Source organism: Arthrobacter sp. 05T423 (assembly GCF_056396245.1).
On the sequence record NZ_JBFTLC010000006.1, the window covers coordinates 13,640 to 36,769 of the forward strand.

Annotated in this window: 18 protein-coding genes; 4 read left to right on the forward strand and 14 right to left on the reverse strand. The window is 62.4% G+C overall.

Annotated elements, in window-relative coordinates; translation table 11 throughout:
- Positions 1 to 4 precede the first annotated feature (4 nt).
- From AC1DFE_RS06985 to AC1DFE_RS07010, 6 genes are all read right to left on the reverse strand, one after another.
- The gene (locus AC1DFE_RS06985; protein ID WP_476905178.1) at positions 5 to 955 is read right to left on the reverse strand and encodes a carbohydrate kinase family protein; all 951 of its coding nucleotides are present in this window, start codon (positions 953 to 955) and stop codon (positions 5 to 7) included.
- A 27-nt stretch (positions 956 to 982) separates the two neighbouring features.
- Positions 983 to 2,566: a glycoside hydrolase family 32 protein gene (locus tag AC1DFE_RS06990; RefSeq protein WP_476905179.1), complete on the reverse strand. Its 1,584-nt coding sequence runs from the start codon at positions 2,564 to 2,566 to the stop codon at positions 983 to 985.
- Positions 2,567 to 2,606: 40 nt separating this feature from the next.
- Positions 2,607 to 3,650, reverse strand: a complete 1,044-nt coding sequence (locus tag AC1DFE_RS06995; RefSeq protein WP_476905180.1) for a LacI family DNA-binding transcriptional regulator — start codon at positions 3,648 to 3,650, stop codon at positions 2,607 to 2,609.
- A 68-nt stretch (positions 3,651 to 3,718) separates the two neighbouring features.
- Positions 3,719 to 4,651, reverse strand: coding sequence for a carbohydrate ABC transporter permease (locus tag AC1DFE_RS07000; RefSeq protein ID WP_476905181.1), 933 nt, complete (start codon positions 4,649 to 4,651; stop codon positions 3,719 to 3,721).
- Entirely contained in the window at positions 4,651 to 5,538 is an 888-nt protein-coding gene (locus AC1DFE_RS07005; protein ID WP_476905182.1) for a carbohydrate ABC transporter permease, read from the reverse strand. Before AC1DFE_RS07005 ends, AC1DFE_RS07000 begins: the two co-directional genes overlap by 1 nt.
- 83 nt (positions 5,539 to 5,621) lie before the next feature.
- Positions 5,622 to 6,899 carry an ABC transporter substrate-binding protein gene (locus AC1DFE_RS07010; RefSeq protein ID WP_476905183.1) on the reverse strand — a complete coding sequence of 426 codons (1,278 nt, stop codon included), beginning with the start codon at positions 6,897 to 6,899 and terminating at the stop codon, positions 5,622 to 5,624.
- A gap of 337 nt (positions 6,900 to 7,236) precedes the next feature.
- On the opposite strand from AC1DFE_RS07010, the gene AC1DFE_RS07015 reads away from it, so the two are divergent.
- From AC1DFE_RS07015 to AC1DFE_RS07025, 3 genes are all read left to right on the forward strand, one after another.
- Positions 7,237 to 8,541 (forward strand): NosD domain-containing protein, encoded by a 1,305-nt coding sequence (locus AC1DFE_RS07015; protein ID WP_476905296.1) that lies wholly within the window; start codon positions 7,237 to 7,239, stop codon positions 8,539 to 8,541.
- 278 nt (positions 8,542 to 8,819) lie between these two features.
- Positions 8,820 to 10,334, forward strand: coding sequence for an MFS transporter (locus AC1DFE_RS07020; RefSeq protein ID WP_476905184.1), 1,515 nt, complete (start codon positions 8,820 to 8,822; stop codon positions 10,332 to 10,334).
- Positions 10,335 to 10,443: 109 nt separating this feature from the next.
- Complete coding sequence (locus AC1DFE_RS07025) at positions 10,444 to 10,875, forward strand: ester cyclase (RefSeq protein WP_476905185.1); 432 nt, start codon at positions 10,444 to 10,446, stop codon at positions 10,873 to 10,875.
- Between the two features lie 163 nt (positions 10,876 to 11,038).
- Here AC1DFE_RS07025 and AC1DFE_RS07030 read toward each other — a convergent pair whose 3' ends face one another.
- The 5 genes from AC1DFE_RS07030 to AC1DFE_RS07050 form a co-directional block, all read right to left on the reverse strand.
- Entirely contained in the window at positions 11,039 to 11,746 is a 708-nt protein-coding gene (locus AC1DFE_RS07030) for a hypothetical protein (protein WP_476905186.1), read from the reverse strand.
- Between the two features lie 474 nt (positions 11,747 to 12,220).
- The gene (locus AC1DFE_RS07035) at positions 12,221 to 13,132 is read right to left on the reverse strand and encodes an MFS transporter (RefSeq protein ID WP_476905187.1); all 912 of its coding nucleotides are present in this window, start codon (positions 13,130 to 13,132) and stop codon (positions 12,221 to 12,223) included.
- Positions 13,102 to 13,590, reverse strand: coding sequence for an MFS transporter (locus AC1DFE_RS07040; RefSeq protein WP_476905188.1), 489 nt, complete (start codon positions 13,588 to 13,590; stop codon positions 13,102 to 13,104). The genes AC1DFE_RS07035 and AC1DFE_RS07040 overlap by 31 nt, the downstream gene beginning before the upstream one ends.
- Complete coding sequence (locus tag AC1DFE_RS07045; RefSeq protein WP_476905189.1) at positions 13,539 to 13,736, reverse strand: hypothetical protein; 198 nt, start codon at positions 13,734 to 13,736, stop codon at positions 13,539 to 13,541. Before AC1DFE_RS07045 ends, AC1DFE_RS07040 begins: the two co-directional genes overlap by 52 nt.
- A gap of 681 nt (positions 13,737 to 14,417) precedes the next feature.
- On the reverse strand, positions 14,418 to 14,600 hold the full coding sequence (locus AC1DFE_RS07050) for a hypothetical protein (protein WP_476905190.1): 183 nt from the start codon (positions 14,598 to 14,600) through the stop codon (positions 14,418 to 14,420).
- Positions 14,601 to 14,670: 70 nt separating this feature from the next.
- On the opposite strand from AC1DFE_RS07050, the gene AC1DFE_RS07055 reads away from it, so the two are divergent.
- A complete protein-coding gene (locus AC1DFE_RS07055; protein WP_476905191.1) occupies positions 14,671 to 15,138 on the forward strand; it encodes a hypothetical protein in 468 nt (155 codons plus the stop codon).
- A gap of 367 nt (positions 15,139 to 15,505) precedes the next feature.
- Here the strand turns inward: AC1DFE_RS07055 and AC1DFE_RS07060 are convergent, their stop codons facing one another.
- The 3 genes from AC1DFE_RS07060 to AC1DFE_RS07070 all read right to left on the reverse strand — a co-directional run bounded on the left by AC1DFE_RS07060 (position 15,506) and on the right by AC1DFE_RS07070 (position 23,094).
- A complete protein-coding gene (locus tag AC1DFE_RS07060; protein ID WP_476905299.1) occupies positions 15,506 to 16,840 on the reverse strand; it encodes a hypothetical protein in 1,335 nt (444 codons plus the stop codon).
- Positions 16,841 to 16,984: 144 nt separating this feature from the next.
- A complete protein-coding gene (locus tag AC1DFE_RS07065) occupies positions 16,985 to 20,269 on the reverse strand; it encodes a UvrD-helicase domain-containing protein (protein WP_476905192.1) in 3,285 nt (1,094 codons plus the stop codon).
- A complete protein-coding gene (locus AC1DFE_RS07070; RefSeq protein ID WP_476905193.1) occupies positions 20,266 to 23,094 on the reverse strand; it encodes a PD-(D/E)XK nuclease family protein in 2,829 nt (942 codons plus the stop codon). Before AC1DFE_RS07070 ends, AC1DFE_RS07065 begins: the two co-directional genes overlap by 4 nt.
- Positions 23,095 to 23,130: the final 36 nt, after the last annotated feature.

The window sequence follows — 23,130 nt, forward strand, 5'->3', positions numbered from 1 at the left end:
GACTTTATTGGGCCACCGGTTGATGCTCCGGGAGTTCCTCTCGCAGTTCCTCTGACGTCGGAGGGTGAGCGCCTGGGCGGCGTACTGTGATGGCCGCTGCTTTGGATGCCATGCGGCCCAGCGACTCCAGCACCGACGGTGCCAGCCCGTCTGCTCCGCGCATGAGGAGTCCGTAGATCAGGGCAGACATATACGAGTCGCCGGCCCCGATGGTGTCCACCACGGCAGACTTAACCGAGGGAACGAGGACCCGCGTGCCTCCCGTGGTGAGCAGGGATCCCTCCGCTCCCATGGTGACGGCGACGAGTCCGGCCCCAAGTTCCAGGATCCGGTTTGAAACGTCTTCCAGGGATAGCCGCGGATAGAGCCACAGTGCGTCCTCATCGCTGAGTTTAACTACCTCTGTGAACGGGACGAGTTCCTCGAAGATGGTTTTTGCCTCAAATTGGCTGCCGAGCAGCGCAGGGCGGATGTTGGGATCGTAGGTGACGACACAGTGCTTATGTGATTGCTCGAGAAGCTCTCTTACGGCTGCCGCTCCCGGTGCCAGGAAGGTAGCTATCGAGCCGGTGTGCAGGACTTTGGGACGGGTCGCCGGAGCGATCCGCGGGAGGTCCCACCGGATGTCGAAGTCATACTGCGCTGAACCATCGGAAGCCAGAATCGCAGTCGCCGTAGCGGTTCCGCCACGGCCCTTTGAACCGGGCAAGAGATTAACACCGGCGCTCCGAAGGTGCTTCTCGATGGCGGCGGCATAGTGGTCGTCGCCGATCGAGGTCAACAATGCGGTGTCCGTACCCAGCCGTCCGAGTCCGTGGGCAACGTTTGCGGGTGATCCGCCGGGGTGTTCCACAGTGCCTCGGGGAGAGACAACTATGTCCACGAGGGCTTCACCGACAACAAGGACATCAATGCTCGGTTTGGGGTCACCGTCGGTGTGCTGGACTGTTGGCATTCTGGACCTTTCATGGAGTCAGACTGGTTAGGTGAGTGTTGAGACCGCGAGCTTCAGGATTGTTGCTGAGCCACCCTCAGCCGATAGCCAGTTCTCCGGGTTTTCGGTTTCGGGGAAGATGAGATCAGTCAGGACCACCTTGCCGTCCTGCGCGAAGACCTCCACCGAGCAATGGTCGACGACGATCTGCAGCCTTAGCACGCCGTTCTCAAGGACCAGCGGGGCTGACTCCACGGATGCAAACTTTTCGTGGAAGCAGGTGTTTCCTGATTGTCTGCGGTCAAGGATGAGTCGGGCGCTGGTGGTGTTGTAGCTAAGAATGGTGCCCTTGCTCCCGTCACTGTTTCCGAAGAGTCGGAAATCAAAACGTTCGGCGCTTCCGGGCAGTATCTCCGCCTCGATGAGTTGGGCGCTACCGGGTACCGCATCCGGCAATCGGAGGGCGGAGTTCCGCAGCTCGAAGGTGTCTGCGTTCATTTGGTCCCTCGCAGCAGGCAGCTCTTTTCCCGGGCCGAGGTCGGCCAGGACCGGTTGCTGGATCAGGCGGGCGGAGCCGTTGACTGCTGTGAGGCGCACTTCGCGGGCGAGGGTCATGGAGGACCGCCAGGGGGCGGTGGGCAGCTCGTTGGCGTAGTCCCAGTTGTTCATCCAGCCGATGATGATGCGCCGGTCATCCGGGGCGTCGCTGAAGGATACGGAGGCGTAGCAGTCGCGTCCCCAGTCCAGCCACAGGCATTGCTGCAGCGCCGCAGCGGCCGAGGCGGAATCGCCCAGGGTGCTCACCCCGGCGGGCGCCGCGAGTGAACCGGCGTCCGGGAGGAACCGGGCGCCGTCGAAGTGTCCGATGAAGTACTGACCGCCGGAACCGCCCGCCACGGCGCCGGGGTTGATGTTTACGATCAGTACCCATTTGATGTTGTCCGGGTCCCCGTCCACGGCCAGGGGAAAAAGATCGGGGCACTCCCATTCGCCGGCGTCGGCATTGGCCGGGCCGAAGTCGCTCAGGAAATCCCAGGATTTGAGGTCTTCCGAACGGTAGAAAACCACCTTTTGGTGCTGGGCTTCGACGGCGACCATGACCCAGCAGGCACCCTGGTCCCCTTGGTAGCGGAAGACTTTGGGATCGCGGAAGTGCGCGGAGTTCCTGGCGAGAACAGGGTTTCCTTCGTATTTGCACCACGTCATTCCCGCGTCTGTGCTGTAGGCCAGGGACTGGGCCTGCGTACCGCAGTGTTCGGAGCCCGCTTTGTAGGCACTGGTGTAAATGGCTACGAGGGCAGGTGCATCCACCGTGCCGAAACCGGACGTGTTGCGGTGGTCGACTACGACGCTCCCGGAGAAGATGTCCTCTGTCTCGTCGCAGGCGATGGCAACAGGGTGTTCCGTCCAGTGCAGCAAATCACGGGAGGTTGCGTGGCCCCAGGACATGTTGCCCCAGACGTTGCCGTACGGGTTGTTCTGGAAGAAGAGGTGGTAGAGGCCGTCATAGTAGACCAGGCCGTTGGGGTCGTTCAGCCAGGTATCCCTTGCCGTGAAGTGGATGGCTGGCCGGAACCTGAAGGTCTCGTCCGGGTCTGTTTCCGGGCGTGCGGCATCAAGGCAACTGGACATATTCGGCGTTTCCTCTTGGAATGTGGACGGGGCTGGCTGCCTATTGCCGGGGAGCGGCGACGGAATCACGGCTCACCAGCGGGCAGTCCAGGATGGTCGGGTGAAACGCCATGAGGGTAAGGTCGGTCTTCCCCTCCACGGCGTCAATCAGGTGCTCGGTGGCCCAGGCACCCATCTCGTAGTGAGGCAGGGCCACGGTGGTGAGGCCCGGGTGAAGGTTGGCGGCGATCAGTTCCTGGTCATCGAAGCCGACGACCGAAAGGTCAGCGGGGATGGTGATCCCCAGCTCCGCCGCCGCGCGGTAGGCGCCCATCGCCATCCGGTCGTTGTAGCAGAACAAGCCGGTGGGCCGGTCCTCGCGTGCCAGGATCCGACGGGCCGCCTCATAGCCGCCCTGCACCTCGGAGACCTCGGACTCGACAGGTGCCGCACCGCCGTCGAACCCTGCTTCTGTCAACATGGCCCGGAATGCCTGGAGCCGCTGACGGGTCGCGGGGACATCATCGGTGTTGTTGATGAAGCCGATACGGGTGTGGCCTGCTTCGAGGAGCGCGCCCACGGCGGCGCGTGCACCGCCTTCCTCGTCCGGGATCACGGCAGTGATGTTACCGCCGGCGGCAACGGAGTCCACCAGGACGGAGGGAACGCTGCCGAGGTTGGCCGGCAGCTCCACGTTGCGGTGGTACATGGTGGCGTAGAGGATTCCGTCCACCCGGCGTTCCAGGAGGGTCTCGACGTCGGCCTGCCGGGATTCGAGGCTGGCTGAGCCAGAGGTGTTGATGATCATGAGGTTGTATCCCCGGGCTCTGGCGGCCTCGTCAGCGCCGAGGATGATCCGGCCGGCGTGGGGCGTAGTGGCGATTTCCTCGCTGACCAGACCCAGCATGCCGGTCCGCTGGGTGCGAAGGGCCTGGGCAAGGCGGTTGGGGCCATAGCCCAGTTGCTCCGAAATGGCCCTGACCTTGTCCCTGGTTTCGGGGCTGATTCGGGCGTAGGAAACCTCGTTGAGGACGTGGGAGACAGTTGTCACGGAGACGCCTGCGGCGACGGCCACGTCCTTGATACCGATGTTCTTGTTGCTCATCTGTCTCCGGCGTCCTTACGGTTGGTGATGCCCCTGGGGTTACCAGTAGGCTACTCGTTGCTGGTGGTCTAACCCTTGACGGCGCCGAGCGTCATGCCGGCGACGATCTTGCGCTGCAAGAGAAGGGTCAGGAGGATGACCGGGATGGAGTACACGGCGGCCAGCGCCGTCATGGATCCCCAGTCCAGGCCGAACTGGGTCTGGAAGTTTGCGATCACCACTGGGGTGGTCTGGGACCGGACAGCGGTCATGAGGAGCGCGAAAAGGAATTCGTTCCAGGAGGCCAGGAAGGCGAAAATCGCAGTGACGGCGATGCCTCCTGAGACCACGGGGATGACCACCCGCCACAGGGCACCGAGCCTGCTGCAGCCATCGACGGTCGCTGCCTCTTCCAAGTCCTGCGGCACGGCTTCGAAGAAGCTGGACATAAGCCAGATGGACAGCGGCAGGGAGATGGTGGTGTGCGCGATGGACAGGGCGATCGGCGTATCGGCCAGACCGACTGAGGCCATCATGGATGCCAGCGGGATACCGATGGCCACCGGCGGAACCATCCGTGTGACCAGGGCAGCCATAATGAACACCCTGCCGCTGCGGGTCTTGTAGCGAGTGATGCCGTACGCAGCGGGGACGGCGAGGACCAGTGAGAGGGCCGTGCTGATCACGGCCGTCTGGATGCTGTTGATGAACGACGCCGGCACCCCGCTGCGGCTCAATGCACTGACGTAGTTCGCTATTGTCCATTCCTTAGGCAGGATGGTGGGCGGGACGGCGATCGTGTCGATGGGTGTCTTGAAAGACGTGAACAGCAGGTAGAGAAACGGGAAGCCGTAGAGGATCAGCGACGCAGCGAGCAGGATCCACAGGATGGTCCTGGTGCTGCGCTTTCCGGCTTCGAGTCCTTCACGGTTGACACCCCGGCGCCTGCGGCCGCCGCCTGCCGGCGAAGGCGCCTTGGCGATCTGCCGGGCAGGGATTGTTGGCCTTTGAAGGGTGCTCATCAGGTGTCCTTTCCTGGCCGCCAGATGGTGGTGACCGCGACGAAGGCGATGGCGAGCATGGCCAACAGATAGATGGTGCCCATGGCGCTTGCGAGTCCGGGGTCACCGAAGCGGATCATGGTCCGGTAGATGAGCAGGCTCATGGTTTCGGAGGCGGACTGCGGCCCGCCGTTGGTCTGGATCAGGATGGTGTCAAAGGCCCTCGCCGCGTCAATGCCGCGGACCACCAGAGCCACCGCGATGACCGGCCGCAGGAGCGGGAGGATGATGCGGAACAGAAGCGATGGTGCGCGGGCGCCGTCGAGCCTTGCCGCCTCTATGAGGTCTCCTGGGATGTTCTGCAGGCCCGCGAAGAGCACCAGGCACATGAACGACGTCGTCAGCCAGATGTCCGGGATGGCGACGGAGAACAGGACGATGTCCGGGTTCGAGAGCCAGCCGATCTGATTGGGGTTCTGCAGGATGCCCGCCTGGTTCAGCAGGGTGCCAAGCAGCCCGAAGTTGTCGATCATGAGGAACTTCCACAGCAAGCCGGCCACGATCGGCGCAATCATGAGTGGGTACAGGAACATGGTCCGCCAGACCTGGGATTTCTTGCCCAGTGCGGTGAACAGGAGCGCCATGCCGAGGCCGAGAACGAACTCGAGTGTTACGACCATCAGGGTGTAGGCGAGCGTCCGCCAACCGGCGCCGATGAAATCCGGGGACGTGAAGGCTCGGACGTAGTTGTCCAGGCCCACGAAATCGCGGGGACCCCCGACAATCGGGGAGATCTTGAAGAAGCTGTCCGTGATAAGTCGGAACAGCGGGTAAGCAACAAAGACTGCGAGGAACAGCGCCGCCGGAGTCATGAGGTAGAGGGCGAAGCGGCGATCAGGGATGCGCACGGGATTCTCTTCCACTGGTTGGGGCCGCGGCCGGCACCGCCATTGCTGGTAGTGCCGCATGGATTGATGCCGGCCGCGGAGTCTTACTTGAGGAGGGCTTGGATCCTGGTTTTGGCGTCAGCCAGCAAGCTTGTGCTGTCTCCGCCAGCGACGGCCTTCTGGAGCATCGGTACCAGTACGGTGTCGACGATCTGCTGCCACTTCGCCGTTGGCGGACGCGTTGCCGTCGCGGGAGCGTTGAGTGTTTCGATCAGGGGCTTGAAACTCTCATAGCCGGGCTGGTCCTGGTACTTCTGGAAGGCGGAGATTCGTGACGCGAGGCCAAGGCTCGACTGGATGGCCAAGTCGTTGTGGTCGAAAGCGCACTTGACGAACTTCTTTGCAGCGTCCGTATTCTTGGTTGCCTTCGGGATCGAGAGGTACCAGGGACCAGGAACACCGGCCACGCCGGCGGAGCCGCCGATCATCGGCGCGGTGCCGACCTTGCCGTAGACGGGTGAGTCCTTCGGGATCTGCCGGTACGCATGGGCCCAGAACTGGGTCATGGCTGTCTTGCCCTGGTTGAAGAGGTTCTGCGCGGCAGCCCAGTCGACCTGTGCCGCACCCGGAGGGGCGTCCTTTACGAGGCTGGTGTAGAAATCCAGCGCTTGTTTGCTGGCCGCATTGTCAATGACCACGTTGTTGTTGCTATCCAGGACCAGCGGGGAGCCGGCCTGCAGCACATGGGCGAGGTACTCGGTTTCAACACCGCCCTTGACGTCGGTCCCGTACATGCCGTCCTTGGTGAAGAACGCTGAGATGTCCTGATACTGCTGCCAGGTTGTGGGTGCCGCCAGGTCGTAGCCGTACTTGGCCTTGAAGTCCGCCTTGTTCTTGGCATCTTCAAACAGGTCCTTGCGGTAAAGGACGATCTCGGCGTTTGTCCACGCGGGCATTCCGATGAAGTGTCCGTCGACATTGGCTTCCTTGACCAGCGAAGGGAAGATGTCCTTCTTTGCCTCGTCCGTGAAGAGTTCATCGATGGGCTGCAGGGCGTCCTTGAAGCTTGGCAGCCAGACGGAGTCAAGCGCGGCAACATCGAAGGAGACAGTGCCGGAAGAGAACTCACTGGAGAGGCGGTTGAACAGTCCGTCGTACGGGAGTTCAACGAAGTTGACGTTGACCCCGGTGTCTTTCTTGCACTGATCGGCGATGGGCTGCAATTCGGCGTGGCCGCCTGCCTCGACCAGGACGTTGATGGAGCTGCCGCCGCTTTCGGGGGACGCCGCGCCCCCTGCGCCGCATCCGGTTGCAGCCAGCGCCACGGCGGTGCAAATGCCGCCGAGGGTTGCGAGCTTGGAGATTGTCTTTCGAGAGGACATCGCTGTCGACTCCCTTTCTCTTGTATGGAAAGGCCAGAAACTGGAAGTGTGAAAAACCGTTTTGCCAAAACGACTTGGCAACAGATTAGGGCGCAACGGCGAGGCGTGTCAACAGCCAGGTCCCGTGTGCTTTGACAAAATCCAGCGCCACTTTTTTGGCATTGACTTCCCGGCGAGACCCCTCATAGGCTCATTCCGGCCCCGCCGGAAAAATCGTTTTGGCAAATTTGGCACTGGGGGCCCGAAGATCCCAATGAAGCAATCCCTGCACAGAGGAGAACCCGTGGAACGAACCAAGGGACAGAACGTAAGCCCGGCGAATCCGAGCCGTCGTCGGATGCTCGGAGCCGGTGCCGCAGGCACCCTGGCGGCGGCACTGACGCTGGGAGTACCACAAAACGCGAATGCCGACGACGGCGGCAAAGGGGCACTGTTCGGCTCACCAAACACCTACGATGTGACCGCCTGGAAGATTAAGGGGCATCCGGAAGTTACCGCCCAGTCCGATGTCGGTGCCGTCATCAACGACATCATCGCCGATATCAAGCGGCGGCAGACAAGCCCCGGTGCGAGACCTGGAGCGGTCATATTCGTCCCGCCGGGGGACTACGACCTTCGCACTCAGGTGGTCGTCGACATCAGTTTTCTGACCATCGCGGGCTTCGGCCACGGATTCTTCTCGCGCAGCATCCGCGACAATGTGGATACCACTGGGTGGCTGGAGCTCCAGCCAGGCGGCAGCCACATCCGCGTCCTCACGCCTGCGGCCACGCCTCAGGCATTCCTCGTGCGCCGAACCGGCAATCCGCGCCTATCCGGAATCGTGTTCAGGGATTTCTGTCTTGACGGGGTGGACTTCGTACCTGACCAGAACAGTTACCACAACGGCCGGACCGGAATCGAAGTGGCCTCGGATAACGACTCCCTGCACATCACGGGAATGGGATTTGTCTACCTGGAGCACGCGCTCATTGTCCATGGTGCCGACGCGCTGCGTGTGCACGACAACATGATCGCTGAATGCGGAAACTGCGTTGAACTGACAGGGGCTGGCCAGGCGACGATTGTGAGCGACAATCTTATGGGTGCTGGCCCGGACGGGGTCACGCTCCTTGCAGAAAACCATGAAGGCCTGCTCGTCACCGGCAATAACCTCTTTCCGCGGGGACGGAGCCTTATCGAGTTCACGGGATGTACCAGGACTTCGGTAACGTCCAATCGCCTGCAGGGTTTCTATCCCGGAATGATGCGCCTGCTCAATGGCTGCAAGGAAAACCTTGTCACGTCCAACCACTTCAGGAGGGGAACCGAGGGTTTCCCGCCATTCCTCGGCAAGAGCAACGGCCTGGACGACCTCTATGGTGTTCTCCACGTGAACGGAGACAACAACCTCATCTCAAACAACGTCTTCGCGTACGACGTCGCCCCCACCAAGGTGATTCCCCCGAAAGTCGAGCCCACCATCATCCTCATCAGCGGCGGGGACGCTAACGTTGTGGCTCTCAACCACGTAATCGCCAATCTCCCTGCCCAGCATGTGGTCCTGGACGCGTCAACGACCCACTCGAAGGTTCTGGACAGCGGCGCCGCCTCGACCATTACTTCCTATAGCCCGGACACCGCGATCCGGCCTACTCCCTGACGAGGCGGCAGGCAGCGTCCCCTCGCCTCAGTGCCGGCCGGACACGTCCGGCAGAGTTGTTGGAGGATAGGTCAATTGCGCGCTTGAACCGGAGATAGCTATCCGGGAGAGCGGACGACGGCGGAGGCCCGGGCCGTGTGCACGGGCTGCAGTTTTCATTGTTGTGCCAGTCGGGCAGTGGGAAGATGGTCGGAGAGCTGGGCTTTCCGCTGAACAGGGAGGCCGCCAGTACGACGGCGTGTGCCCAGCCTGGAGACCGATGCGACGGTGACCGAGCCATGACCGAACATCCCCTGCAGCAGCGCCGGCTGCGCGTGTCCGACGTCAACGTCGTCAATCACCGCACGCTGCGGAAGGCGCTGGGCGGGACCATCGTGGGCAACACGATGGAGTGGTACGACGTCGGCGTGTTCGGTTACCTGATCACCACCATGGGTCCGGTGTTCCTGCCCGAGGCGGACAGGGCCGTGCAGAACCTGTTCCTGCTCGGAACCTTCGGCGCCACGTTCATCGCCCGCCCCTTGGGTGGCGTGTTCTTCGGCTGGCTCGGCGACAAGATCGGCCGGCAAAAAGTCCTGGCCATGACCCTGATGCTGATGGCGGGAGCCACGTTCGTCGTCGGCCTTCTCCCTGGCTACTCGGTGCTGGGCATCTGGGCCGCCGTGCTGCTGGTCTTCACCAAGCTGGTCCAGGGCTTCTCCACCGGCGGCGAGTATTCCGGCGCCACCACGTTCGTGTGCGAGCATGCGCCGGACCACCGCCGCGGCTTCTTCGTCAGCTTCCTGGACATGGGCAGCTACCTCGGCTTCGCACTGGGCGCGGGGATGGTGTCCGTCCTCCAGCTCGTCCTGGGGCAGCCACAGATGGAGGCCTGGGGCTGGCGCATCCCGTTCCTCGTTGCTGGTCCGCTGGGCATCGTCGCCATCTACTTCCGCATGAAGATCGAGGAGTCACCCGCCTTCAAGGCCACGCAGGAGGCGGAAGCCGTGGCCGCCGGTCATCACGAGACCGACGACGAGCTCCGCCCCGTCGGTCCGGTGGGGATCTTTAAGGACCACTGGCGCCGCATCGTGCTGGCCATGATCCTGGTGGCCGCCGGCAACACCGTGGGGTATGCCCTGACGTCCTACATGCCCACGTACCTGACCACCAACAAGGGCTACGACGAGATCCACGGGACGCTGCTGACTGTTCCGGTGCTGGTGGTCATGTCCCTGTGCATCCCGCTGACGGGACGCCTCTCGGACAGGATCGGCCGCCGCCCGGTGCTCTGGATCGGGGCCATCAGCACGGTGGTGCTGTCGCTTCCCGCGTTCCTGCTGATCTCGATCGGAACCGTGCCGGCCACGCTCGCCGGCCTGGCATTGGTCGCGTTTCCCGTGGCGTTCTTCGTCGCCATTCTCGCATCGGCGCTGCCTGCGCTGTTCCCCACGGTCCACCGCTACTCTGCCATGGGCATCGCCTACAACTTCGCCGTCGCGATCTTCGGCGGCACCGCCCCGTTCATCATCGCCGCGCTCATCCAAGCAACTGGTAACGACCTGATGCCCGCGTTCTACCTCATGGCGACGTCGGCCATCGCGGCGGTCGCCATCTACTTCCTGCCGGAATCCGCACAGCGGCACCTCCCCGGGTCCATGCCTAGTGTGGATTCGGACGAAGCCGCCCGCGAGTTGGTAGAGACGCAGGACAGCAACCCGCTGCTGGAAATGGACTCGCTGCCGTTCGACAGCAGCTACGAGGAAGCGCGCGCGGCGCACGGGGACCGTCCGGACAGGCCAACGGTGATGTGAACAGGACGGGCGAGCCGTACCAATTCCGGCCCTAGCAACTGAGCGTTGACTACGGCTCGCGCAGGCCTACGATGAGGCGCATCAGGACATTCCAAGGAGGAGATGTGTGATGTCACGCGCTGAAGTAGAGCAGCTCGACGACCGCGGCATGGCGGCCTGGGACCAGCATGACACGGCGGCGTTCGCCGGCCTGCTGGCCGATGATTTCACCTTTGAGGACGTCATGGCGCCAGAGCCGTTCCGCACGCGGGAGCAGGTGAAGGCCTACATGGACGCATGGTTCGAGGCGTTCCCCGACATGCACGCCAAAACCACCAGACGGGTGGTCAGCGACGACGAGGTGGCGGCGGAAATCGAATTCACCGGCACCAACACCGGGCCGATCCACATGGGGGACAAGGAAATTCCGCCCACGGGCAAGTCGGTGACCGGAACCGGCACGTACTTCGCTTCAGTCAGGGACGGAAAGATCGTCTCCTTCCGTGCCCATCCGGACGTCGCCTCGATGATGGGGCAGCTTGGGCTGATGCCCGGGATGTGAACCGACAAAGGGGCAGGTCTGAGTACTAAAAAGGAGGCAGCCGGCGAGGCAGCCTCCTTTTGGTGCTGGAGGGCGGGCTCCGCGGCTTACGGCTCTGTATGGCTCGCCAACGCGGCAAAGCCCCCGGTGGTGCACGGGGGCTTTGCACTGTCCTAAGTGATTGTTACTTGACGGCTACGAATACTTTGTCGCCCAGCATGCCGGGCCTCACAGCCAGGACGCCTTGACCAGCGCCGGCAGTGGGCACTTCAATGGCCATGTTGCCGGTTGCGGTTCCGCCCTTGTACAGGGTGCTCGTGGTGTCGATGGGCTTGGGTGCGACGGCAGTCTTGTCCAGTCCATTGACGGTGGTGCCCTTTGTGGTGACGTATTCGAGTGACACGAACGCAGGCATCTGACCGTTGGCGTCATCACCGACATACGTAGCGGAGTAGTTCACGAGGATGTACTCCGACCCCTTGGCAGGCGGTTTGTTGAACTCGTTGGCCGCGAGTACGGCATCCGTGGCAGCGAGTTTGACTGAGTTGATCACAACCTGCCAGTCGTCAGACTTTATGACGGAGCCAATCGGGTACGGGTTCTCACGCGTTCCGGCTTTGGCGGCAGAATTTGCCTTTGCCGCTGCTTGGTCCTTCGTTCCTGCGTCCCCAGAGGGCGGAGCGACTGTGGTGTCGCCGCTGCCGAAAGCGTTGTCAAACGACGTCGCAACGACGGAAGAGAAGACGACAAACCCGACGATCGTGCCAACTATCGAGACGATAAGTGCGGTGACGCCCGTCCACTTGGCCTTGCGTTTAATAAAGAGCGAAACGATGGCCAAAACGAACGCGATCGGCAGCAGTACCCAGCCGACGATGAGTGCTCCAGGCATGCAGGCGAAAATGAACCCGAGCGCCGCTGCGATAAGCGCGATCAGCCCGACTACATTCGATTGTTTCTTCTGTTTTCTTGGACGGGGCGCACCTGTTTCAGTTGGCGGCCCATAATTCGGCTGTGCGAGAGGTGGTTGCTGTGGCTGATGGGGGGAAGTCTGCACTGAGCTTGCCCCCGGAAGCTCTGGTGTTGTCATTGCTCAACTATGACAGAAATGCCGAGCCTTTAGCACCCTGCGAACCTGCATTTGTATCAACTATTAAGAGCGATATTTATTTTGCGCCAGCCCCATCAAGAATGGCGCAATTATTGCGCAGGTTTAACGCACCAGCGGCTTCTCAGTGGTACAAACCTCGTGTAGATGTAACCAGTTTCGCAAAAGCAATAAGATAGGCGAATTCACCAGGTCTTTTCTCTTGCGAAGGAGTCAAAGAACGCGACGTCACTGACTTTTCGTGCTCTCGGCTCGCAATCACCTTTGGGTGTTTGGTTGTGTGTCATGTGTTGCAACCGGAGCATGACTGCAGCATTCCTTGACGCCCACCTGCGGCCGACAACGGTTCGAGGGCATGGCGCATGACGGGATCAATGGCGCCGCACCGCCCGTGGAACCCAGTAGTTGTGGACATGGGGGTGGGCGGCACCGGCAGTGAAGTCTCCGGTATGCATTGTGCTTTGCATGGTGCAGTTTGAATTGGATTCGGCATCCTCGACATGCTGGGATATTGCCGACCCTGAAGGGTGGCTCCTCAGCGTTGCTGCTAGTGCTGGAGCGCCGGCTCAGCGGCTTCCGCGTCTGACCAGCCGTGCTCATCGCGGCCCGGCGGGTAGGCGTGCCGCCGGCCCGCAGTGTAATGACAAGCGCGACGGCGACTGGCACCGCCGCGGCGACGGGCACCATGAGCGGGCCGGCGAGGACCAGAGCGGCGGAACCGTAGAGCGCTCCGATGGTGATGCCCACCTGGATGGTCAGGACCGTGAGTCCGTTGGCCGCGTCCCGGTCCTCGCGCCCGGCGCGGAGGATCGCCGCCTGGTTGTAAATGCCGATCGCGCCGATGCCAGCGCCCCAGACAGTCATGAGGATCATGGCGCCGGGCATGGTTCCGCCGCCGAGCGGGAGAAGGAGCATCGCGACGGCGACGGCCGCCGTCGTGATCAGCAGCGAACGGCGGGGCCGGGAGTCCACGGTGACGCCGGCGGTCCAGATGCCGATAAGGCCGGAGGCGCCGAGGACAGTGAGGGAGAGGCTGATGGCGTAGTCGGGCAGGCCGGCTTCGCGGATGAACGGCGCGATGCAGGTGAAGAGCGCGAAGTGGGCCAGGACCAGCAGCGGCCAGGCGATGGCGACGGACCTCACGCCGGGCTGGACGATGGCTTGCCGCATGGAGCGGCGGACGGCGTCGGGGATCCGGCGGACCTAGGGCAGCAGCCAGAGACCAGTCCGGTCAGCAGCAGGCCGAAGCCGGCGAGGAAGAGGAAGGAGACGCGCCAGCCGAGGAGCCCGCCGAGCGCGCTGCCCACAGGGGCGCCGATGGCCATGCCAAGGCTGTTGCCGCTGAAGACGATGGCCAGGGCCTTGCCTACTTTGTCGGCCGGGACCACCCACGAAACGAACGGTGCCACGGTGGTCCAGAGCAGGCCGTGCGCCAGGCCGCCGACGAGCCGCCCGCCCATGGCCGCCGCAAAGCTGGGTGCGAGGCCGGCGAGGACATTGCTCAGCGCGAAGGTGAGGACCAGTGAGATGAGCAGGGTCTTCCGCGGAACACTGGCCAGCAGCCGGGCGGCCGGGATTACGGTGACCACGATGACGGCGGCATAGGCTGCGGCAAGGTAGCCGGCCACGCCTCGGAGACGTTCAGGCCTGCACTGATTTGCGGCAGCAGGCCTGACGGCATGAGTTCGGTGGTGATGGCCGTGATGGTGGCCAGAACCAGCATCGCGGCGAGCGGGAAGCGTTTGGGCGCAGGCGGGGGCAGGGCGGAAGACACGGGGGGAGCGGATCCATTCAAAGGGGTGGGAGAGAAGGACGGCGCCGGTGCCAGAGTCCTTCGTCCAAGTCAGCCGAAATTTTCGGCGCGAGGCAGGCCCTCTCAGACCCTGTTTGAGGTAATTCAGATTGCGGGGAGCTCTCAGGTGAACTCCGCCCAGGGCAGGCTCCCATCTCATCGGGAGTACTTACAAAAATTTGTTTAGCGCTAAGAGTTTTTTGTAACTGCCGCTGTTGTCGGCACCTAGGGATACATTGCTGCCATGACGGAAGAACTGAGGCCTGCAAAGAAGCGGGTGACTGTCCGCAAATGCCCCATATGCGGGCATGAGTCCTGGCGAATTGCGTACGGCATGATGATGCCTGAGGCCATAGCTGAGAACCCGAAGACGGAGTTCGCCGGCTGTTGTATGACGGAGGAACTGCGGATCTATCCCGCCACGGGCAAGGTGGAGTCCGGGGTGCCCACGTGGGCCTGCCAGAATCCGAAGTGCCGGCACCGCTGGTGGTGAGGGGTCGCTTCGCGGTCACTGGACCAGCAACTCCCTGGCCTTTTGTACTTGTCCGTCAGCCGCAACCGAACTTCGGGTTCCAAGCGCGCGGTCCGCTCGGGATAGGTGTTGTCCGCGATGTCGGACAGCTTCACAGCCAGCGCGATGGGATTGCATCGGATGGCCTCCTGTTAAGCGTTGCCATTGTTGTCCTCGGTACGGGTGAGCAGGACGACGGCGTCAATCACCTCGCAGCTGATGCCGGCGGCTGTCAGGTCGTCCGGCGTGATGCCGCAGTCTTCGATGACGTCGTGCAGCCAGGCCGTCGCGAAGTGCTTCGGGTCGTCCAGCGCGGGGCGGACATTGAGCGCCATGCCCCGATCGGAAAAATGTCAGTGGGGCCGCTGACAATGAGGGCATCGGTTAGAGATGAAAGGCACCGACATGCTAGATAGGATCGCACTTCCCGAATCCTCACTGGAGCTAAGGCTGGAGCTTCAGTACCACGAACTGTTGGAATGGAAAGCTCAGGTGGGTGAGTGGGACACGGGCTGGCACGACGTGGAGTCACCCTCTCATCTTGTTGGCCTCATCCAAGCGGTCTGCCATGACGGCGACTGGCTGGTGGTGCAGACCAGGCATGTCGATGTGACGCATTTTGGGAGGTACGCCCAGGCCATGAGTACAGGAAGCGGATACCACGTGGAGGTTGCTATGGTCAGCGGTGAGGTCACCAACAACTGGCGCATCGGGCGGGGACTGGCGGCAGATGAAGCCGGGAACGAGCCATATGCGGGAGTCGCTCCGTCCCAGAACCTGAGCCTGGCTGAAGCCTCGGAGGTGATGGTGTCCTGGCTGAATGGCCGCGGGCTGCCGCTGGGCTACGGTGCAGCACTACACGTATACGGCTAAGCCAGCGAGCGAGAATGTGGAGCCGTGACGCAACCGTAGGAGACCTGCGGAGGGTCCATGAGGAGGCGAAGGATAAGTCCTACGTATCCAGCCTCGACTGGATCGCTAGTGGGGCGTTCGTAGACTGGGGGCAACCCGACGATACGCCGCTGTTCCCCCGGTCCGCCGCACCCATCAAAGCGCCGGACGGCGATGACCCTGACTGACCGCTTGCCGGCTTAGGCTAATTGGACTAATGCTAATTTCAGCAATCACCTCAGCCCTCGGTGCGCAACATTCTGGCCCCATCGGTAACCAGACCAAGTAGCCGCCGGCTGGCCACAAGGGCGCTTATGAACTAGATGGCGCTATTGAACTAGAACTCGCCTCATTCAGCCTTCCTCGTAACCTCTTTTGTCGTCGTCCCCGCACCCGGGAAGGCTAGCTTGGAAAACTTGTCCCTCACCGATCTGGCTCGGTCGAGGGCCTCGTTACCGAGACGTCCGGCGGCGTCGATACCCTCCATCCCCGTCTCAACCGCCTTGTCCCTCGCCGATTTGGTTAGGTCGAGCGTTTCGTTACCGAGGCGACCCGCAGCATCGATTCCCTCTGCTCCTGTCTCGAGCGCCTTGTCCCTTACTTCCGCCACCGCGTCCAACCATCGTCTCGCCTCCAATGACTGTCGGCTGTCCGCGATCCCGAGCCGCCCGTGAAAGTCCACGACGCCGGTCGCGACATGGTTGCTCGAATACACCACTGCCCGCGACGCGCCCGGGTGCAGCAGCACCTTCGCGTTGGCGGTGGCAGCAGCCGCATCCATGCGGGCCATCAGTCGCTCTGTGCTCCGCGCGATGAGTTCCAACCGGTTCTTCCGAGCAGCCCTCAGAGCGAGGCGATGCTGGTCCAGCTCATCCGGAGATGAGTCCAGCACGCGATCAAGTTCGAGAACGGCGATCGCATCTTGCAGTTGAAAGCAGCGAGCCAGAACGGCGAGCCACTCTTGAACTTTGGACTCGGCTTCCTTGACGGTTGCGGCGAGGTCACCCACCTTCGTTTTCTGTTCCATCTTCTCCGCGAGTGCGTCGAGTTGACGCAAGGTGTAGGCCTGAGTCCGCGCGATCGTCATCGAGGTAGCCTGCACCTTCGACCACGTGACCTCGGAGACCCGGCCAACCTGCTCACGAATGGTCATAGCCTCCTCGATAACGAAGTCCACTCCGATCATGTCCGCCAACACAGCGTCCTTCTGAGCGCGGAGCACATCGTCGACTTTCTCATCGATCGCGGCGAGATAGTCGGTAATTTCGTCCATGGTCTGTTGCATCGCTACTTGCGCCATGATCCCCGCGGCACCAGCCAGGATCGCGGGATTGGCCACAACCGATCCTGGTCCTTTCACGAATTCGACGAATCCTTTGATCTGGCCACTGTTCCCCTTCAACACGCCGGAGCTGAGACCCGTCTTCGAACTTTCCCTCAGCCCGTACTTATGGACAAGCTGTGCTGACTCCTTGCTCAGCTTCACCCAGCGACCTGAGTTGGCTGCAATCTCGGACCCTGCCTGCGCGACTCCAGCCGCGTTACCGAAGGCGGTTCCGAGCCGCTGCAGCCCGAGATCCTTCGACGGAAGTCCCTCGGCGACGAGAAAGCGTTCTACAGCCGCGGGATCACCGATGACCGCCAAGCCATCACCGTCACTGATCAGCTGAATCTCATTTTCCATTGTTGGCTCCTAACCATTGTTGGCTCCTAAAGCTTGCAGGGAAAGCGGCATTTCTGACATGAGTTTGTGTTCGAGATGCACTTGGGCGTGGGGTCCGTGCGACTACCTTCACACTAAGTAGTGAGCTTAAGTGCTGCACCGACACTACTTCTGCTCCTCGACGCGTCGTCGAAAGAGCTCTGCTTGTCCGGGCCTGCAGAAGATCAGGATTAGCTCGCTCACCGTCTGCCCGGTGATACGCTCCACCATCTGCGCGTAAGTCGACAACTGACGCCAGTATGCTGCCATTGTTTCCTGCTGGACGCTGATGTCTGTCTTGAAGTCGCCAATGACCAGGCTTCCGTCGTCTTCGCGGTACATCAGGTCGACTACGCCCTCCACTGTCACGCCGTCAACGGATGTGACGACGGGAAGCTCGAGCCAGTGCTCCCGGTCCGCGGCCCTCTGAACGGGTGCGCTCCTCAGGGCAGAGCGGGCACGCTCGGCGAGGCCGGCAGGATCATTGAGCCCGGCTGGGCCGGCCACTCTTTCAGCCAGCGCCTCAAAGTTCTCAGCCTCCCGCAGGTCGGTCAGTTCGAGCAGCCGGTGCAGGGCGGTACCGAAGTCCGTGCCGTGGTCCCCTCCTGGCTCAGCGAATGACGGTAGCTGAGCGTCGTCTTCCATGGCCACAAACCGGAGTGCCTGCTCGGTTCCCAGGCCCTTCTGTCCGTTTACGGCACCCTTTGCCGTCGCCGTGACCGAAGTGGAGGACTCTATCGCCGAGGACCTTTGCCACGTCTCGCGGCGTTGCTGCCATGCATCGAACGGTTCGACTGGGCGAGCCTCGTGCGGCGTTCGGGCCTGCGCTGGCATGTCCTCCGGGATATGCAGGTCTGGCGCTGAGGCTGCGTCATCGGCGTCCTTGAGGAACTGGCCCAGACTATTCTTGGCGTTCACGTAGTGGGAGACGACGAGGTGGCTCTCCGCGCGGGTGCAGGCAACGTAGAGGAGCCGACGTCGCTCGGCGTCATCAAACAGCTTTTCCACGCCTTCCGCGCTACCGTAACCGGCCGAGCGGATATCGCCGATGAAGTGCACTTGCAGTTGCGACTTTTGATCCCAGAGGGCTGCGGACTTCTGATTGTTGGGACCTGATCCGGTCCCGGCCAGAATCACCATGGGGAATTCCAGGCCCTTGGACGCGTGGATGGTCATGATCCGTACGGCCTGGACGTCCGTTTCCGGCACCACAGCTTCCTTGACCCGCGAATTGTCCTCCTGCTGCACGCCAGCCCACACGAGGTAATCGCGCAGTCCGCCATGTGTGGCCTCCGTCCAGGCCCTGGCCTGGTCAATTACGAAGCGAAGCCTGCGCCAGACGTCGCGGTAACGGGGGGCGTCAATTGCTGCCTCCAGCATGCGCCGGTCGGTAACCAGACGCTCCATGATCTCAGCGGGCGTCAGGACTTCGATGTCCCGGCACAGTGCGGCAAGGTACTGAAGGGAGTGCGCTACGGTGGAGTCTTTTACCGCATCCGGCGCAGCAGAGAACAGGTTCCAGTAGCCTCCGGCTTTCTTCCACTCGAACAGTTCATCATCGCCGCAGCCGAACATCGCCGACCGCAGGGACAACACAAGCGCAGCTTCATCCGCCGTGTTTGAAATTGCCCGCAACGCGAGCAGCAGGTCAGTGACCTCCTGGGTGGAGTAGACCAACGATGACGCTTCCGCCCGGTACTCGATGCCCGCGTCATCAAGGGCGTCTTCGAGAGCGGCGAGGGACGTGCGGGTGGGGATCAGGACGCAAATGTCCTTCAGCTGTACCGGTGAACACGTGAAACCGCCGGTCCGTTTGCTTTGCTTCTGCCACGCCGGAAGCCCTGCGGTGCCGGTCGCGATTCTGATCGCAGCAGCAACGTCGGCTGCCTCCTGCCTGCGCATGTCGTCAGCGGAGACCTTCCCCGATTCGCCGGGCTGGGCACCTGCGCGCCCAATGACGGAGACAGCCGGACCGTTTTCTTCGCTCCACTCGGGGCGATGCGGGTCGGGCGTCAGCGCGTGGTATTCAGGCTGAATCGTGCCGCTCGGCTTGATGAGCTGCCCAAATGTGGCGTTGATCCATTCGAGGAGGCGCCCCGTTGACCGGAAGTTGGTCTGGAGCGACGCGATTGCCGAGCTTTGGTCGTCGGAGAAGCGCTCCTGGGCCGCCAAGTAAGTGGCGATGTCGGCCCTGCGGAAACGGTAGATGGATTGCTTGGGGTCGCCCACCGTGAACAGCCGGCCTGGAGGGACGTGTAGCTGCTCCCACCCGTCGGGTCCGCAGACGTCGTCGGCCGAGATCCGGATGGCAAGTTCCGCCTGGATGGGGTCCGTGTCCTGGAACTCGTCCAGCATGATGCAGCGGTAGCGATTGTGGAGCGCCGTATGCACAGCCTGCTTGTCTTCGCCGACCAGCAGGTCCCGGGCGTGGATTAGTAGATCGTGGTACTCCAGCTCGCCGCTGTGCTGGCGTTCGCGTGCGGCCTGCACGAGTACCTCAGCCATGGCGGCTGTGACCGTTTCGACGGCGGGTTCGACGAAGCTATTGCGCAGGGCGATAGCTTGGTCGGCCAGGTCCTTGCAGGAGGTTCGCACGTCGGCGACGTTAATGGACCAGTTTCCTTTTTGCCCGCCGCCGAATCCCTTCTGCGGAACAGAGTGCAGGAGCTCGAGCACCAAGCCGAGTTCCCCGGTCTCGGCCTCGGTCAGCCGGCCGTGCCAGCTCCTGATGTGTTCGAAGGCGGTGAACAACTTGTCGGCCGAATCCGTGCAGTGATCAGCATGTGCGAGGACCTCGGCGGTCTGGCGCAGGATCGGGCCAAGGTCCACAGCCGGGATGTGCCGCTTCCGGGGAGGGCGGCTTTCCAGTCGGTCCCAGTTCGCGTCCAAGTCAGCGGCCACATTCTGCAGGTGGTCCAAGGAAACGCCGACGGCGAGGATGATGCGGAGGGCGTCGTCGATGGACGCGTCTGTGAAGAGTTTTTGCCGTGCCGCTTCCCACCGGCGCGTGAAGGCGATCTGGGACCGCAGCTCGTCCACCACGGTGATTAGGGGCGGCACCCCGGCTTCGATGGGATGTTCGCTGATGATCCGCGCAGCGAAGGAGTGGATGGTGCCGATGGGAGCGGTGTCCAACTGATTCAGCGCCCTAAGGCGCCGCTCGGTAGGGGCCGGGTCGGACAGCTTCCGGCGGACTCGTTCCCGGAGCTCACCCGCTGCCTTTTCCGTAAAGGTGATGGCGGCGACGCTTTTGAGTTCGACGCCGGCGTCGACCATAGCGCAGATGCGTTCGACAAGTTCATGCGTCTTGCCACTGCCTGCGCCTGCTTCGACGAAGATGTTGGTTCCGAGCTCCTGCTCGATCAGCGTGCGGTCTGTCTGGTCGGTGAGTTCCAGGACTTGGGATTTCATTTCTCCGCCTTCAGGAGCTTGGCATACGGCTGCAGTTCGTGGGCGTTTTGAAGCTTTAGCCACTGCTGGCCAAGCTCCTGGGCCCCCATCATGGTGGTGAAGTTGATGTAGCGGTCAGACTCGGGCCGCGGGGGGAATACGCCGTTCCGCAGCGCCGACATGATGAGGCCTGCGTCTTCACGAAGCTGCTCCATGACGTCGTCAGTCACGGTGTAGCCGATCTTCGCGAAGTGGCCCGCTTTGGAGATGAACCAGTACTCGGCGGCGACAGGTGACTGAGGATCTGCCAGCGTCCGCGCGAACAGGCCGTAAACCGGAAGTTGGTACCGGGTGCCGTCCGCGGTGGGATGGTTTTTGAGTGGTGCGTACTTGTCGGCCTTGCCGGTTTTGTAATCGATGACCTTGACGGTGCCGTCGGCATTCCGGTCGATCCGGTCCACCTTTCCCCGGAACCGGATCACGGTGCCGTCGTTGAGGGTCAGCTCGACCGGCGGGTGGCTATCGGTGTCCTCCGGCCCGAAGCTTGCCTCCTCGGCGAGGTAGCTCCAGCCGCCGGTGAGACTGTCGTGGTCCTCAGCCGCTACCCGCTGCAGGTCTTGGCGGATCATGGCCTGATTCCGCTCCCAGACGTGACTGAGCCACGCAGGGTTGGCGGATTCCGCAAAGGCGGCATCCGCCAACTCCATGAGGCGGTCCGACGACGGATCAAGGCCGTCTTTGGTGATGCTGCGGACGTAGTCTTCCAGCACTTGGTGAACGAGAATACCCCGCTGCTGAGGCGAAATCTGAACCTCCAAGGTGACGTCTTCCAGGATGTTCACCTTCAGGACGTGCTTCAGGAAGTAGTTGAGCGGACTGGTCACCCAGTCCTCGAGGCGAGTCGGCGACAACGCCTTTTCCGCTTCAACGATGGTTCCCGCATGCGCTCCGAGATTGCCGTTGAATCTGGAGAAAATGCCGTCGCGCCGGTCCCGGGTAACAGCCAGTGCCTGCTGCAGCGCCGTATCATCCCGAAGCGCCGCCATACGCTCCTCGGCGGTGAGGATGCGTCGTAGCCGCCACTCCTGGGCCGTTGGGGGAAGCCCGGCCTTAGTAGGGGAACCGTTCTCTATGCCGTGGGCGAAGGACTGCAGTTCCTTGTCAGGACGGGCGCTCAGCCATCGGGAAATCTGGTAATTTCCGGATCCACGTAGGTCCCCCCGGGGGCTTGTGACGATACGCTCCGATCCCGCGGCCAGTGCGGCGAAGAACTGTTCCTTGCTGGCTTCCGCCCGCTGCTCCACAGTGGGGAGACCACAGGCCATCGTTGCCCTGACGGTGTCCGGAAGGAGCGGGTTCTCCCGGATTCTAGCCGGCGCCAGCCCTTCGGCCGCTCCGACAAGGAACAGAACGTCCAGATCCCTGGCAACGGCGTCGGCGTAGCTGCCGATGACGACGCCGGTTCCACTCTTCCCGGTCCAGCCACCCTTCGAAGCTATCGCCTCCTCCATTGCACTTTGCACAAGCGATGGCCGAGGCTGCGGGCCGACGAGGTCCAAGTGTCGGAGCTCAAAAGCGGCCTGGTTCAAGGCGTCACGGGCAGCCGCCTTCTCCGGCCGTTCTGTTGCTGTTCGCGGGCCCATGAAATCTTCAAGAAGCGAGACCATCCCAGCTGACGCGTCGCTCCAGGTTTCGCTAGTGTGGATCTGCTCAAGCCGGGCTGCGAGTGCCGCGACAAAGGATTGGAATGTTTCGAACTGCTCAAGTTGACGGGCTCGGCTATCCGAGCTCTTCTCTCCGGTCTCGTCTCCCGCGGGTGGACTGGTGTGCAGCTTTTCACAGACGGCGCTGCTGGGCAGCTTCTGTTCCTGCCAGGCGAACGTTCCTTCGGCGTGGATGTTCAGGATGGCGCGCGTGTCAGGTTGCTGAGGATCGAGTTTCAGTAAATGAAGAAGGCCGCGGGCGAGCGGCGAGTCGGTGAGCCGATGGGCTGCCGGACCGACGAAAGTTAGCCCCGACTCTGTAAGCCGCTGGGACAGCAAAGCGGCGTACGGCCGGGAGGCTGAGTGGAATATGCCGATGCGGTGGCCAGGAGTGCCCGCTGCCAGTCTTTCAACGACAAGCCGGACGACTGCGCGGACTTCGTCATCGGCATCCGAGGCTGTCATCAGGGTTGTGCTGTCGCCCAGGTCACCGGACGCAGCCATGCTTTGCATGCCGCTCTCTTCGAGGCTCTGCCGGAAGGAAGATTCGGAGGGGCTGGGCTCGGTTCCGAGCATGAAGCCAATAACGGTCCCAAGCCGCCGCTTCATTGGGGTGGTTCCAAGTTTCTGGCCCGCGAGGATGAAGGCATCATGGTCGGTGTACCACTGGGAGGCCAAGGCCTCCTTGGCAGTCCCGTGAATCCGAAGCACTTCATGCGTAAAGCCGGGAAGGGCAGGATCGGTTGGATCCGGTGCGGCGTCCAGCAGCTCGGCGGTCTTAGCTATGGCACTGGCCGTGGCGGCCCGGTCGGCAACATCCTTGAAGAGACCCGGAGCATCATTCAAGACTTGGCTGACCGCGCCCAGCCTGAGGACCGGCAGCAGTGGGCGCTTTCCATTTAGGGCTGCGTCGTCGGCGATGAGTTCAGTCGCCAGGTCCTTCACGGTGAACGCTCTGACGCCCGCACTTCCTGCGCCTGAGTTCAGCGTCCGGCCGAGGTACCTGCTTACGTCCAGACCGGAAGCGTGGGACGGGACCAACACGGTGACAGGCGCCAGAGGGTCCGTGGCCTGTGCATGGCCGATGATTCCGGCGAGCTCAGCCAAGGCGTCGCTTACCGAAGAGAAGTTACTGCAGGTCATTTCGTTCCCTCATCCCGACGTTTCACACAACATAGC

Excerpts from the sequence above, each read along its gene's own strand:
- AC1DFE_RS06985 (WP_476905178.1), bottom strand. The coding sequence starts at position 955 with ATGCCAACAGTCCAGCACACCGACGGTGACCCCAAACCGAGCATTGAT.
- AC1DFE_RS06990 (WP_476905179.1), bottom strand. The coding sequence starts at position 2,566 with ATGTCCAGTTGCCTTGATGCCGCACGCCCGGAAACAGACCCGGACGAG.
- AC1DFE_RS06995 (WP_476905180.1), bottom strand. The coding sequence starts at position 3,650 with ATGAGCAACAAGAACATCGGTATCAAGGACGTGGCCGTCGCCGCAGGC.
- AC1DFE_RS07000 (WP_476905181.1), bottom strand. The coding sequence starts at position 4,651 with ATGAGCACCCTTCAAAGGCCAACAATCCCTGCCCGGCAGATCGCCAAG.
- AC1DFE_RS07010 (WP_476905183.1), bottom strand. The coding sequence starts at position 6,899 with ATGTCCTCTCGAAAGACAATCTCCAAGCTCGCAACCCTCGGCGGCATT.
- AC1DFE_RS07015 (WP_476905296.1), top strand. The coding sequence starts at position 7,237 with ATGCTCGGAGCCGGTGCCGCAGGCACCCTGGCGGCGGCACTGACGCTG.
- AC1DFE_RS07020 (WP_476905184.1), top strand. The coding sequence starts at position 8,820 with ATGACCGAACATCCCCTGCAGCAGCGCCGGCTGCGCGTGTCCGACGTC.
- AC1DFE_RS07025 (WP_476905185.1), top strand. The coding sequence starts at position 10,444 with ATGTCACGCGCTGAAGTAGAGCAGCTCGACGACCGCGGCATGGCGGCC.
- AC1DFE_RS07030 (WP_476905186.1), bottom strand. The coding sequence starts at position 11,746 with ATGCCTGGAGCACTCATCGTCGGCTGGGTACTGCTGCCGATCGCGTTC.
- AC1DFE_RS07035 (WP_476905187.1), bottom strand. The coding sequence starts at position 13,132 with ATGCGGCAAGCCATCGTCCAGCCCGGCGTGAGGTCCGTCGCCATCGCC.
- AC1DFE_RS07050 (WP_476905190.1), bottom strand. The coding sequence starts at position 14,600 with ATGGCGCTCAATGTCCGCCCCGCGCTGGACGACCCGAAGCACTTCGCG.
- AC1DFE_RS07055 (WP_476905191.1), top strand. The coding sequence starts at position 14,671 with ATGCTAGATAGGATCGCACTTCCCGAATCCTCACTGGAGCTAAGGCTG.
- AC1DFE_RS07060 (WP_476905299.1), bottom strand. The coding sequence starts at position 16,840 with ATGGAAAATGAGATTCAGCTGATCAGTGACGGTGATGGCTTGGCGGTC.
- AC1DFE_RS07065 (WP_476905192.1), bottom strand. The coding sequence starts at position 20,269 with ATGAAATCCCAAGTCCTGGAACTCACCGACCAGACAGACCGCACGCTG.
- AC1DFE_RS07070 (WP_476905193.1), bottom strand. The coding sequence starts at position 23,094 with ATGACCTGCAGTAACTTCTCTTCGGTAAGCGACGCCTTGGCTGAGCTC.